General features: G+C 28.2%; 10 protein-coding genes. All 10 read right to left on the reverse strand.

Annotated elements, in window-relative coordinates; all coding sequences use genetic code 11:
- Positions 1-90 precede the first annotated feature (90 nt).
- Positions 91-912, reverse strand: coding sequence for a flagellin (locus tag CLOBL_RS06510; RefSeq protein ID WP_179117695.1), 822 nt, complete (start codon positions 910-912; stop codon positions 91-93).
- A gap of 243 nt (positions 913-1,155) precedes the next feature.
- The gene (locus CLOBL_RS06515; RefSeq protein ID WP_077858279.1) at positions 1,156-2,193 is read right to left on the reverse strand and encodes a glycosyltransferase; all 1,038 of its coding nucleotides are present in this window, start codon (positions 2,191-2,193) and stop codon (positions 1,156-1,158) included.
- A gap of 112 nt (positions 2,194-2,305) precedes the next feature.
- Complete coding sequence (locus tag CLOBL_RS06520) at positions 2,306-3,598, reverse strand: glycosyltransferase family 2 protein (protein ID WP_077858280.1); 1,293 nt, start codon at positions 3,596-3,598, stop codon at positions 2,306-2,308.
- A 164-nt stretch (positions 3,599-3,762) separates the two neighbouring features.
- The gene (glf, locus tag CLOBL_RS06525; RefSeq protein ID WP_077858281.1) at positions 3,763-4,851 is read right to left on the reverse strand and encodes a UDP-galactopyranose mutase; all 1,089 of its coding nucleotides are present in this window, start codon (positions 4,849-4,851) and stop codon (positions 3,763-3,765) included.
- A 166-nt stretch (positions 4,852-5,017) separates the two neighbouring features.
- Positions 5,018-6,040, reverse strand: a complete 1,023-nt coding sequence (locus CLOBL_RS06530) for a glycosyltransferase family 2 protein (protein ID WP_077858282.1) — start codon at positions 6,038-6,040, stop codon at positions 5,018-5,020.
- A gap of 171 nt (positions 6,041-6,211) precedes the next feature.
- On the reverse strand, positions 6,212-8,512 hold the full coding sequence (locus CLOBL_RS06535) for a hypothetical protein (RefSeq protein WP_077858283.1): 2,301 nt from the start codon (positions 8,510-8,512) through the stop codon (positions 6,212-6,214).
- A 12-nt stretch (positions 8,513-8,524) separates the two neighbouring features.
- On the reverse strand, positions 8,525-8,950 hold the full coding sequence (locus tag CLOBL_RS06540) for an adenylyltransferase/cytidyltransferase family protein (RefSeq protein WP_077858284.1): 426 nt from the start codon (positions 8,948-8,950) through the stop codon (positions 8,525-8,527).
- Positions 8,951-9,039: 89 nt separating this feature from the next.
- A complete protein-coding gene (locus CLOBL_RS06545; RefSeq protein WP_077858285.1) occupies positions 9,040-11,868 on the reverse strand; it encodes a LicD family protein in 2,829 nt (942 codons plus the stop codon).
- A gap of 15 nt (positions 11,869-11,883) precedes the next feature.
- Positions 11,884-13,248: a glycosyltransferase gene (locus CLOBL_RS06550; RefSeq protein WP_077858286.1), complete on the reverse strand. Its 1,365-nt coding sequence runs from the start codon at positions 13,246-13,248 to the stop codon at positions 11,884-11,886.
- A 25-nt stretch (positions 13,249-13,273) separates the two neighbouring features.
- Positions 13,274-14,857 carry a glycosyltransferase gene (locus tag CLOBL_RS06555; protein WP_077858287.1) on the reverse strand — a complete coding sequence of 528 codons (1,584 nt, stop codon included), beginning with the start codon at positions 14,855-14,857 and terminating at the stop codon, positions 13,274-13,276.
- Positions 14,858-14,901 lie beyond the last annotated feature (44 nt).

Consider the following 14,901-nt stretch of genomic DNA (forward strand, 5'->3'; position numbering starts at 1 on the left):
CATTTATTTCTTTCCTACAAAAATAGGATTTGCAAAAACAAATCCTATTTTTTATTTATCCTGCTTTATAATTCAAAATAAAGCAATGAATTATAAACTCGTAACTAATAGATTTAAGCAATCTTGAGGCAGCTGATTACTTTGTGCCATCAATGAAATTCCTGCCTGCATTAGCATTTGAGAGCTTGAATAAGAAAGATACTCACTTGCTATGTCAGCATCCTCTAAATCACTTTCATTTGATTGCATTGTATCATTCATTTCATCATAATTATTTAATGAATCCTGCAATGATGTCTCTAAAGCCCCATATTTGCTTCTTATTGATGCTATTGTCGCCCCTGCTGTATCAATTTCATTAAGATAATTATCAACATTTGAAGAAGTTGTAATATCTATATTGTCAAGGTTTAATCCAGTAGTTGATACATCAAAATATGGGATATCAATCGACTCACCTGCTAGCTCTCCAACGTTAGCTTTTCTTGTCGTCCCATTACTTTGCGAGAGCTGTATGCCATTATAAGATGTATTATTTGCCAAATCATTTATAGAACTTTTTAGTTCATCTATTTCTTTCTGAAGAGCTTCACGGTCACCGTCACTATAAGTGTTATTTCCTGCTTGTGTAACCAATTCTTTAAGCCTGTTTATACTATTATTCGTTTCTTGAAGCGCTCCATCATAAGTTTGAATCATTGAATTAACATCCTGCACATTTTGCTCTGCTTGACTACGACTCGATAAACTTATTTTTAATTTGTCTAACTGCCCTATTTTTTTAGGGTCGTCCTTAGCAGAACTTATCTTTTTACCTGAAGATATATTTTGTGTGCGTTTAGTAATATCACTTACTGATTTCTTATAATTATTGTATACTTTTAAAGAATACATATTATGCATTAATTGCATATGAAAACCTCCTTCTTGACAATTGCCTCTCTGTCTACTCTCTTGCATTGTATTAATGTTTAAATTATTCAACTTAAAATAAATTCTTCAATAGTTTTTAAATCACTTTACTCATTACAACTATTTCTATTTTCGTAATTGTAATTTAAATCTTTAATTATAATTCTAATTTATCTATTAATGTTTTGAATTATATACATTGAGCCATTCACTAGATCCCTCTTTACTATAAAACCACATAGGTTAAATTCTTCCATCTTCGCTTTCAGGTATTGACCAATTTACAGACATTTTCATATAATTTTCTGCTTCTTCCTTATTTCCTATAGCGTCATAGCATTCCCCTAAGCGCCTTAATGGATAATCTCCATTATAATGAACGTTTAAAAAACTTTCTGTTTCGAAGGCTGCATTGTAATACCATATTATAGCTTCATCATAATCTTTTAATTCGTAATAATATTCTCCTAATTCATAACAAAGCTCTGAACAAGGCTTATCTGCCACTCCTTTCATGCAATTCTTCAAGAAATTATATACATCATTATTTAAGCGATATCCTTTAGAAATTATGCATATAGCATATTTTATCTCATCATTTGAGCGTTCTTCGTCATATAAGACACCCTTAAAGTATTCAAGACCTGATTTAAAATCAAAAGCTTTTCCTGAAATGAATAATTCTTTAGCATACATACTTAAAAGCCTTGAAGACAACCTTTCTCCTCTTTTTATCACTGTTAAAAAAGTCTTAAAATCCCTTTCTGCATGATTAGTCTCAGGCATATGAATTATTTCAATGTCACTATCATAAATTACAGGTTCAATCCTTATAGTTTCATGAATAGAGTCAATCCATGTAAAAGTCCTTAATCTCTTAAATAACTTAGGTCTATATTCTGTATTAAAATTATATGTAGTTCCATACTGTAATTGATTAGTATACTTCATTTGCACTATTTCTATTTCTTCTAATAATACCTGCTTAATTTCTATAAACTTTTTATGGTTTTCATTATTGAGAATTTCATCTGCGTCTGCACTATAAATATAATCTTTAGTGGCTTTTGAAAAAGCAAAATTCCTTGCTGCTGCAAAATCATCTATCCATTTAAAATCGTATATTTTATCTGTATATTTTGTTGCAATTTTTTTTGTGTTATCCGTAGATCCTGTATCTACAATAATTATTTCGTCTCCAATTCCTTTAAGACTATCTAAACACCTTGAAAGAACAACTTCTTCATTTTTCACTATCAAACATATGCTTATTGATATCATAATACCCTCACCTTATTTAATTAACAATTTATAATTATTATCAATGTATTTATTTCATTTCTAACCATTTTTATTTATATAAGTAAATTTAATATATTTACTTATGTATTAATTATTTAATATTTTCTGAATTACTTTTTCGTATTTTCTCTGCCATATGTAAAAATAAAGGCTGCTGGGCATATATAAAAGCCTCTTTACTGTAGTTATAATTAATAACTCTCAAAACGTCATTTTCTGTAGCTAAAATATTTTCATATATATCAACATATATAGTTTTTAAGCTAAGATCATCCATTGTAAATATGTAATCACACATTGTAAAATTAATATCTATACCACTTGCAACATCTCTTACACGCTCTACCCTAGGATTTATGTTTTTTATTTTTTCAAACAGATATTGTCCATAGTTTTCGTAACCATCATCACTTATATAAATCCTACTTTTCTCTCTTACTAATTCCTCTAATTTTTCATCACTTAACTCTAATTTAAAGATTTTATCTTCTGTTGCTTTTCCCAGCATTTGATGCAATGCATCATCATAAGCATACATAATTGTTTTCATTCTGTTTTTTTCTCCTTTATAAAGTGCCTCATAAACCGTATTAAATATTGATCCTAAAAACATTCTTGTCATTTCTTCTAGTTTTTCTACAGGTGTGTATTTGATAAAGAATAAAATCCAATTTCTCCATGCGTAATAAGTTGGAAAAGTATTTTCACTTTCTTTTTTCGCTCCCATTGCGTGTAGCACCTTTGATTTTCCATAAGATGCAACCTTATATCCTGCTAAATTACAAAGATATCCCCATTCTGTATCATCCCAATATAGAAAATTTTCCTCAGGCATCACACCTATTTCTTTTACTACAGAACTTCTAACCATAAGCGAGCATGCTGCTACACTATCTGAATAAACTACTTCTGGCATATTTCCATCTTCAACATAATTTAAATATTTTGATTCAACACAATAATCTTTAAAATCAATATTTATTCCAAACTGCTGCACTAAATTAGGATTATTCATATGATAAACTTTAGAGCCAACCATGCCTACATCATCATGAGTTTCTAAAAAGTTATATAATTCCCCTATAGCCTCTTCGTCAACTAAAACATCGTTATCAAGGCACATTAAATATTTATAGCCTTTTTCAAGCGCTATTCTAAGTCCAGCATTAAAGCCTCCAGAACCTCCTAAATTTTCCTTATTAACAATAAGGTTAAGCTTATCTCCATATTCTTTTTGTATCATCGCAACCGAATCATCTACTGATGCATTATCAACGACATATAGATCAAAATTCTGCATTTTAGATTCTAAAACCGACTGTATACACTTCAATACATAATCTCTTTTATTATAATTACAAATTACTATTCCTATTGATTTCATATAGTAATGCCTCTTTTCTTCTTTCCTAAATTCTTCATAAAAATCATTAATCTTTCTATCTATTTTACACAATATTTTAATTATCGGTAATATTTTATAACTTTAAAGTGTTTGAGTATAAAAAAACTAGAGGTATTTCACTCTAGCACTAACATAGTTCATTTTTATATGCATAGTTTATGTTCACAAAATTCTAGTGCCTGGTAAACAACAGCATCCATATTCATATAACTGTATGTTCCAAGCCTACCTAAAAAATATACATTTTTAGTATTCTCTGCTTCATCCTTATACAACTCATAAATGTGCTTATTTTCTGCCTTTGGAATTGGATAATATGGTTCCCCATCAGCATTTGAAATTTCTTTCATTATGGTTGTTTTTTCGTGTTTTTGACCTGTAAGATATTTATATTCTGTAATTCTTGTATAATCATAATCATTAGGATAATTAACAACTCCTACTGACTGATAGCATTCTTTATCATAGGTTTCTTCTATAAACTTTAATGACCTATAAGGAAGCTTTCCATGTTTCTCTTTAAAAAACTCATCTATACATCCAGTAAAAATAACTTTGGAATATTTTACTTCATCTTTTATTTCCTTAAAACTTGTATTTAGCATAACTTTGATATTTTCATGATTAATGATATTTTCAGCCATTTTAGTATAACCATGCTTAGGCATGCCTTGATATTTATCTATAAAATATCTTGGGTCTCTATTATATCTTGTAGGAACTCTTGAAGTTACTTCTTTCCCTAATTCATAAGGATATAAATCCCATTGTTTCTTAGTATAGCCTTCAAAAAATAACTTGTATAACTCTTCTCCCACCTGACTCACTATTACATCCTTGGAATTATTAACTGCCTCTACATTTTCTCTAACGCTATTAAAAAAATCTTTTATAGTTAATGAATCATAATTTGTATTATAAAGCATGTTAATTGTATCTAAATTTATGGGCATTGGTACAAGCATACCATTTACATAAGATAAAACTTTATGTTGATACTCTCGCCATTGTGTAAATCTACTTAAAAATTCAAAAACTTCTTTATTATTTGTGTGAAAAATATGTGGCCCATATTTATGTATTAAAATCCCTTCCTCATTATAATAATCATATATATTTCCACCTATATGATTTCTTTTATCTATAACGAGAACCTTTTTCCCTTTTTCTGCTAATATTCTCGCCGCTGTCATCCCAGCAAGTCCACTACCTACTAATAAAAAATCAAACATAATTTTCCTCCATACATTTTACTATGAATATTCATAAAAGCTTAACTATCCTTAATTCTTCTGCAACTTAACTAATTAAGTACATTTTAATATTATTATATCTTTGTTATCATATGATAAATTATAATATTTGAATAAGTTTCTTTATTTACAATCAACTTACTTTTTATGCATTAGCATAAGTTTTAGCAAATTCTTTCCAATCATCCTTATTGAAATTAGCCTTTAAATTCTCTACAAATTTTCCAAATTCATTATTAATAATTATATAGTTTTCTAATAATGAATTTTCTTTATAATTAGGAAAGGCTTTTTTTAATATCTCAGTTATTTTAACAAGTATCTCACACGGCACCGGGTCGCATCCTATAATCAATAATTTAGCCACTTCATAATAAAATCCCCTTATAAAATCCAGTTCAATTTCTTCATAGCAAACTGCCATAATTCCTAATTCTTTATACTTATCCAATTTCATGAGTTCTACTGTCAGTTTATCTGAGAAATTAAATTTATCCATAGTACCTATGGCAGAATCAAGATGACCATAATAATGATACATCTGTTCCTCTACAATATAAATGCTTTGAACATAAATTCTAAATACATATCCCCAGTATGAGTCTTCATATATTACTCCCTCTGGAAAAGTAATATTATTTTCATCTATAATCGATTTTTTATATATTCTTCCCCAAACTCCACCTTCACCAAAGTTCAAAAACCAATTTTCTTTTAAATCTTTAAAGTCATTTTTTTTAATTATTATTTTTTGGTCTTTATTTCCTACAAAGCCTTGTCCTTTTCTTGCGCCTTCTCCTATATATCTGCAAGATACCACATCATATCTATATTCTTCTAATTTAGAATAAAGCTTTTCGTACATATCTAAATCTACCCAGTCATCAGCATCAACAAATGAAATATACTCGCAGGATGCATACTGAACTCCAAGATTTCTAGCTCCTCCATGTTTTAAATTTACAGAAGATTGAACAACCATGACCGAGTCAGGATATTTTTTTTCTAAATCTAGTAATATTGAAAAGGTTGAGTCTGTAGATGCATCATCTATAAAAATCAATTCTAAATTCTTTATTCCTATGGTTTGATTTACAAGTGAATCGATGCATCTCTCTAGATATTTTTCAATGTTATAACATGGAATAATTATACTTATTTTTGCCATTATAGAATACTCCTTATACTTTTTTAATTACATAATTTTTCATATTTCCAAGCATCTCTGCACACTTCTGTTATGTCTCTTTTCGCCCACCATCCTAATTTCTCTTCAGCTTTTCTAGGATAGAAACCACTTAGCTATAGGTAATCATTTCCTACATACCGAAACAATATACTATAACCATATTTTATTTAAATTTATCCATAATATTTTTTCATTAGGTATTCCTCTACCAATTAATTCTTCACGTATGCTTTCTGATAACTCTTTATTTAAAACACCTATTATAATATTATCATACTCTACATTACATATTTCATCCGGGTCAACAACTTTGTATACCTTTTTTCTATACTCTTTATAATTCTTATCTACCCACATAACTATATGACTATTTGAGGAATGATTTATTTTTCTATATAAATCTTTACCTAATTTGCCAGCTCCATATAAAACAACTTGCTCACCAAGCATTTCACATGGAAAATTAGCTGCTAACCCATAAAGCTCTTTTTTACTAATTATTTTCTGAAACATTCGCACTAAGTTGCCTAAAAATAAATTATTGTGCTTTTTATAATATTCAATTTTTCTCTTCTCTTCTTCTGTAGCCCTTAAAACAGAATATTCTAAACTTGATCCTTTATAATAATTTTCTAACGGCTCATTTGTTCTAAATAAAAAAATAGAACAAATTTCTTTTTTAGATAATCTTGGAGCAAATTCTATAATCTCTTTTTCACGACCAGATACACTATTAGGCATTCCTCCAAAAAAATCAAGAATTTCTTTATCTGGAGTCTTAGTTATATATTCCATGTATTTAAGAAGAAGTTCTAGATTATCTCCTTGAATATAATTATTTCTTAGAATTAAAGCGTAATACTCAGTAATTTTTTTTATTCCATTTAGATACTCATTGAACCCATGCTTTACTAGCGCCTCACCTTCATCTTGCTTAAGCACCGGAACAATTTTATCATTTTCTCTACAATAACGCATAGTTTGTCCATGAGGTGCTCTACATAGCATTTCTATAATCAAGCTTAAATGCAAAAAACTTGGAATAAAATCATAGTAGATACAATTGTTCATAACATTCATTTGATCTAGCTTAAAAAAGAAATTTCTTATTTTTTTATCATAAAAGTCGCTCATAAGATCTGCCATACAGCCTTGGGTAAGTCCTCCTCCTGCAAGATCAACAAATGCAAAATTATCATCAGTTATATCTATCTCTTGTTTTAAATATTCAACAACCAGTTCTCTTTTTTCTTTATGTGCTTCCTTAAAATACTTTTTAAACTCATTATTATCATTTAATTTCTTCATCAATAATGCAATAAAAGGTTCAGTTAACTTAATATCTTTGTTCTTTAAACTTTCTGGTAAAAAACTTTTTAAATCCTCAACTGGAATTTCAAGAAACTCTGCTAAAGCCTTAACATCTTTAATTTTACTTGCATAAGACCATCTCATAAGTTTAAATAAATCATTATTTTTCTTACTGAACGAAGGAATTCTCCATGCAAGTCTGGACCCATATATATAATAGGTTGAAATATTATACTTGTGCTTTTCAATAATAATATCTGCAATTTCTTTTAATACAAAACCGTCTCTTGCAATGAAATATAATCTTTTAATTCCTTTTCTAAGACTTTCCTGAAGTATCCACCACACATATGGAAAAAGTATAACTGCTCCAACAGAAGCACCTATGGCAGCCGGTCCTGCAAGATTCTCATTAAGCCTTACATTTCTTGTAGAACCTATTGTTAATTGCACAAAAAGATTTTCCTTATTATTTTTTATAATCTCTTTTTCGCATTCTATAAATGCTTCAAAGTCAAATAATTGCGTTTTTATGCCAAACTTTTCTGCTGATTTGATATCTGAAATTTTGTTATCCCCACAGTGTATCCAATTTTTATATTCAGCTTTTTCATTAGTTTTAACAATCTTATATAAATTCCCACTCCACTTAGACTTTTTATATTCTGATGATACATATAAATTTATATACTTAAAAACTGAATCAGTTTTTATAAGCATTTCTTGAATTGTTTGTTTATCTAAATACATATCAGATATAAGCACAACATGTTCTCCACTTGCAATAAGCTGCTTTATTTTATTAATATTAATATTTATACCTACAACATTCTCAAGTTCTGTCTCTTTCTCCAAAGATATGAGTTTTTGAACTTCTTCCCCTGCAACGCTTCCTGTCATGCTCATCGCTTCATATATTTGTTCTAATGTTATGTCCTCTGCTCCACCAACCGCACAGTAGGTATATCTAGCTAATACCTCTGCATTTATACGTAGATGATAAAAATTATTTTTTATGTACTCTGAAAATCCTAAATACTCTTTATTTCTCTGTATTTTTTTTTGTATCAATGCAAAGATACCTTCAGGCGTTGCAGTTTTCCGAGTAATAAGCGTATCAAAAACATCAAAAGTATACATTGAAGTTCACCTCTAAATTAATGATTTTTCAATTAATTGTTTAATTTTTGTAGAACTAGTTCCTTCGGTATACTGAAAAAATTCCATATTAGATCCAACATCACGCAATTGCTTTAAATCGTAATCCCAATCAGATCCATGATCATTTCCCGAGAAATGACAGTCATAATGATACAACTTCCACGCATCTATTTTTACTGTATTATCAAATGATACTGGTACAACTTTATCAACATATTTTATAGATTCTACTATAGCAATCCGTTCTTCAAAAGGAATGTATGGTTTTCTCCCCTTAAAATGAGCAACAAGCTCATCAGTTAAAACTCCCACTATCAAATACTCGCATCTTTCTTTAGAATTTCTAAGCAAATTTAAATGCCCAATATGAAATAAATCAAACACTCCAGGCACATATCCTATTTTATACTTTTTCATGTTTCATCCCCTACTTTATATATTAGTTTAGTTGCAATGCTTAATTATGTGGTTATATTATCTTCAATGATAATATTTAAAGCTTAGTTTTATTCTTCTTCAATCATCCATTCTTTTTCCTGTATATATATGTAATAGTCCTCTACCCCCATGTTATTAAGCTGTTTTTCAATCTCACGATAATGAACGCTGCAAATAATAACTTTACGTTTTTCTTTTTGTATCTTAAGAATTTCCTTTGGATTTCTTATTTCAATTTCATGCCTTTTAGTTCCCCATTTGCCCTTATCATTATCTACAAGAAAAGCTGGTGTGTGCTTTTTACTATTTTTTCTCATATAATCTTCAAACATTAATCCTGCACCAAATAATATGATTATCTTATTTTCGCAATCTCTAAATATATCAAAAAATAAATCTCTATATTTTTTATAAGAATATTCTGTATTAAAAATTCCTTTATGATGTGGTTTTCGTTCTTCTAAAGAAGGATATTTCATATAATCTCTTCCCAAAGACATTTCTAAGCAGCGCTTATATCCTATTGGAGCTTTTAACTCTAAATCTTCAAACTCTAATTCTACTGATGATTCGAAATTACTTTTATCAAATACTTGGTATCTAGCATAATGAGTAAAAATCCCTACATATTCTGTATCTGTTTTACTATAAGCTGTAATAGCAGTATTTAGAAGTCTACATAGCCAGTTATGCTTAACTAAGCGTGCTACAAAACAGCATAGCTTCCACTGAAACTTGCTCATATTCAAAAATTTTTCATAATCCTTACCATATACTTTTGCATAAATTAATTTTTGAAATATATTTATATATTTAACTTTCCTTTTTAATTTCTTCTGATCACTTACACAAGTATCTAACGGCAGTATATCTATCCATATTCCATTATTACAGTCATGACCAATATCCATGACACTAATTCCTGTTGTATCACTATTTCTAAGCCTTGAATATCCATTATAAAAACAATCTGCATCATTTTCTGGCATTTGAAAAAAATAAGGTTCTTTAAATTCATTAGCAGAAATTTTTTTTAATTTCTCATAGTCTTCCCTTGGCATAGTAACATCAATATCATCATCCCACGGTATAAATCCTTTATGTCTAACAGCACCAAGAAGAGTTCCATAAATTATATAATATTTTAATTTATTTTTTTCACATACTTCTATAAAAGCTTTAAGCAAATCCAATTGCACTGCCCATATATTTTTCATTTTTGGTGTTACTTGGTATTCTGAAATACTTTCTATGTTTCCTGCTAGTACTTTTGCATTATTATACATTCTATTTTTATCTATTGCTGCCCATTTATAGAACTGTTTATACAATTCATGATTTCTAACACTCGCAAGAAATTTATTTTCTTCCGCCACAAAAATATTCCAAAGTTCAGTGAGTTCATATTTTTCCTTAAGTATATCTAATGAAATAATATCATTTACATGAGGTGCAAAATAATACATATAATTTAATGCTCTAAAGAGAATATATTTAGCTGGATAGTTATTCCTTACAAATTCTTGGTCAAAAAATAGTATTTCATCATCTACATAAAAACTATTTAAAGGAATAAGCTCAATATATGCCTTCTTTAAAATTATTCCCCAATTTAACTCTCGAGTTTGATCATTACACAATGCATTAAACTCTGACGAAACATGTTCTGAGGATGACAAAATATACTCATACAATCTGTCAAATATATTCACAAACTTGTCCTTATCTATTTTAATTATTTCTTTTAAATAATTCGATAAAGTTATATTCTTCATATAAGGCATTACAACAGAATTCTTTTCTAATTTATGAGGTACAATTTTTAATCCATGGGACTTTATATCCATCATATTCTCATAAAGCTTTAATGTACTTTTTACACCTTCATTATAAATAGCTCTTTTTCTTACAATATCATCCTTATGTATTGTTGTTAAAAATCCATTTTCCTTGCCGCGATCTATTGAAATTGCCGCATAAATAGTTGAACAAAATTCTTCATCAAGTGAACATTCAACCAGAAATGAATTAGAGAAAAACTCAAAAACATGATTATCTACTAAATCATTATATAAATCATTCTCATATGCAATCAAAGTATTCTTATTTATATAATACGGAATTAATCTTTCACCAATATTCTTTTCTGGCAAATAATTTTCCGAATAAATCAATTGAGGCAATTTATAATCTGGCAGTGGATAATAAAATTTGTGAAAAGGAAATCCCGCCATATTAATTATATCCGTGAGTTCCTGCTTACTAAAAGAATATCCTTTTGTTTTATTAGGATAATTATTAATACCAGCAAAAGCCCTGCCTGTATGTAGATCTTCAGCACCGCAAAAGTACTTAATACCATATCGATTTTCAACAGCCAATAACAATTTGCCATCAGGCTTTAGAAGCCCCAAAATTTTATGTAGGTAATCTGCATAAGTATCTTTTTGAAAAGAGCCTGCCCATTGCCGTTCCAATAAACCTACTAAAACAATATAATCAAATTTTTTCTCAAAAGAAATATCTTCTAATTCTCCTGCATAAACATCTAGATTTTTTCTATTTGAATATCTTTTGGAAATAGTTTCTGCACGAAATAGAGAAGATTCTACGGTTGTAACATGAGAATTTCTTTCACATAATGTTCCTGTGATTGCACCAAATTCTCCTCCAATTTCCAAAATCTCTGCACCTTCCTTAAATTCATACCAATTTAATAATGCAGAACGCATTTCGCTTAAGTGATAAAAGACTTCCCATCTATCGTCTTCTTTTATAATTTCATTATACTGTCCTGTATTGTTTTCTTCGATATATTTTCTAATATTTTTATCAGTATCAAGTAGCATTTCTATATTATCTACAAATTTATAATATTGTGTATGTAATAAAGCCATCTATTTACCCTCTAATTATATTTTTTCTTTACTTAATTCATTTAAAATAAACGAATCGATTGAAAGAATATTCTTAAACTCTAGTTTTCTTAATTTATCAATAATCTCATATTGATCTTTTTCTTTTATAGCAACCACTATAACACTTCTATCAATATAACTAGTTAACTCTTCAATGCAATGCACTCTAATTCCTAATACTGATTTTGGGTTTTTGTTAATATCTGATACCGCAAAACAATAAATATCTTTTTCATTATTCATAAAACTTTTTGCAACTTTTTGACCAATAATTCCAGCTCCAAATATAATAATGTTCTTATATTGATTGATATTGTCGAGAATTCCCTTAGTATATAATTTCACATTAAGAGTTGAAAATAATTGTAGTCTCTCATCGTTATAGTCTTTTGCTGTCTCTTTAAAATATTTATTAGGATCATTTAGAACACACTGAAGATCCTTACTTTCAACGTCTGTCCAATACATAGATTCAAATAGCCCATTCTCATACTCTCTTTTTAGTTCTTCATGCATTTTCATTAAGAACGCATATTGAAATACTGAGGCTAATCGCCTATAATTCCACTTATAAGCTATATACTTCATTGCAAATTTTACAGCATTAAGTTCAATTTTCTTAGCAAAATTTTGTTCTAAGAAGTTTTCTATTTCATGATATTCATCACAAACACAAAAAATTTTTCCATGGGAGTTTACGGAAGAATTCATATTATCTACTCTATAATTTAGAAATGCATCCTTCATTAAATACACCCTCTTAGCACATGCCAATATCTTAAACGTAAAAGATATATCTTGATACGAAGCTCCAGGTGTTTCATTAAATTTGATTTCATTTTCAATTAGAAAACTTCTTTTATAAATTCCTGTCCAAATATTTGCTGCTGTGAAAAATATATTCTTCTCATCAATAGTAGAAAAGATACAATCATATCTGCATCCTTCTAGCATCTCTATATATTTTTTTTCTATTCCAAAAGTGCTTTTATATGCAAAATAATTAGACTTAACCACTTCTGCTTGATTATCATTTGCTACTTTATATAAAGATTTAAACATTTCCTGTTCTGCAAAATCATCACTTTCCACAATTCCAATATACTCACCTTTTGCTCTTTCTAATCCAATATTCATTGTATTACCATATCCGGTATTATGTTTATCTATAACAATTATTCGGTTATCTTTTGAAGCATATTCTTTAAGAATATTTAACGATTTATCAGTAGAGCCATCATTTATACAAATAATCTCTATATCTTCTAACGTTTGACTTATAAGACTTTCAAGACATTGTCCTAAATATTCTTCTACATTAAATATCGGAACTAATATAGATATTAATGGCTTGTTCATTAATTATATCCTCCATTTCTCAATATTATGTATTCTTTATAATTTCTTGTGCTAATATCTGTATTGCTGTACTATTTAGATAATAAGGCTTACAACCATATTTAAAATTTCCATCTGTGTAATTAATTTTTTCAGGTACATTAATCACTTTTATTCCCCGGAAATTTTTTTTAAAGAATGAATAATATTGAAACAAAATTTTATTAATCTCAAATATTTTTTTACTTAAATAATATTCTTTTTCTTTTTCTTTTGTATATGCCTCACATAAATACATCTCAACCAAAATAATCTTCTCAATTTCAAATTTATTTTTTAAAAATTCTATGAATTTCAAACAACTATCTTTCCATAACTTATGACATTCTCCACTATTTCGCTTTATTAAATCATATTTATTATTATGAAAAGTACTTTGATCTAAGACTTCACTTTTAGTTATATATGTATCATCTATCTTTATGATGTCGTATCTTTCTTCTAAAAAGTCTATTAGCAAGTAATCATCTTTTTTAAACTCTAATTCTTTAAATGATTTATCTATATCTCTATTTAGCATGTTTAATCTAAATGAATTATGGTGGTCAATTCTATTTAACATACATTTATTTGACATAAGAGAGATAATGCTAGAGAATCCATAATATTTAGTATTTTTATCACAGATATCATATTCAAGCATCAAATAATTTGCAATACGGCTTAAATTATAACTTCCCCATATCCAAAATTTATTATCATAAATATTCCTCCAATTATCAAAATATTTATCTAAAACTTTTTTAAATGAAGTACCTACCTTTTCATATTGTTCTTTACTACATGCCCTTTTTATTCTGCTCAATCCGCTTATCATATGAAATACTGATGTATTTAACAACATTTCTGCATTGTCATTGAACAAATTTAATCTTATAAATTCATCTATTAAATAACTTAATGCTTTAGAATAATATTTTATATTATCCAAATTATCCATTATACTTTTTCCAGTATTAATTCTATAGTAATATAATACTTTACCAACAGACGTTCTTTTTTTAGCAAGCATAACTAAGATTGGGTAAGTCGCTAAATCCTCGTATGGAATTGCTGGCATTTTTATATTGTATTTTTTAAATAAATTTATATTATATAGCCTCCTCCACATATTGGGAGCTTGAAAGTTATTACTTTCAATAACGTTCTCTTCTAAACTCGACGCTAACAATTGAAAGTTATTATTTTGCTCATTGTACATTTGATAATTACAAGTACAAATATCTGCACCTTCAATTAAAATTTTATAATATAATTCTTTAATATAATCTCTATGTACCCAATCATCCGAATCAACAAATGTTATATATACTCCTCTTGCCAAATCGATTCCACGATTTCGTGTAGGGCCTAGTCCACAGTTTTCTTGAAAAAAATACCTTATACGTTGATCTTTTTTTGTCCATTTCTTGCAAATTCCTTCTGACTCATCTGTGGAACCATCATTAATTAAAATAATTTCAATATTTTCATAACTCTGATTATGTATAGATTCTAAACATTGTTCTAAATATAATTCAACATTGTATACTGGAATTACAACACTAATTAGTTTTTTTTCCTTTACCATCAGAAATCCACGCTCCAATTTTATGTAAATATAAAACTTTTACA

This window comes from Clostridium sp. BL-8 (assembly GCF_002006495.1).
Lineage (GTDB): Bacteria > Bacillota > Clostridia > Clostridiales > Clostridiaceae > Clostridium.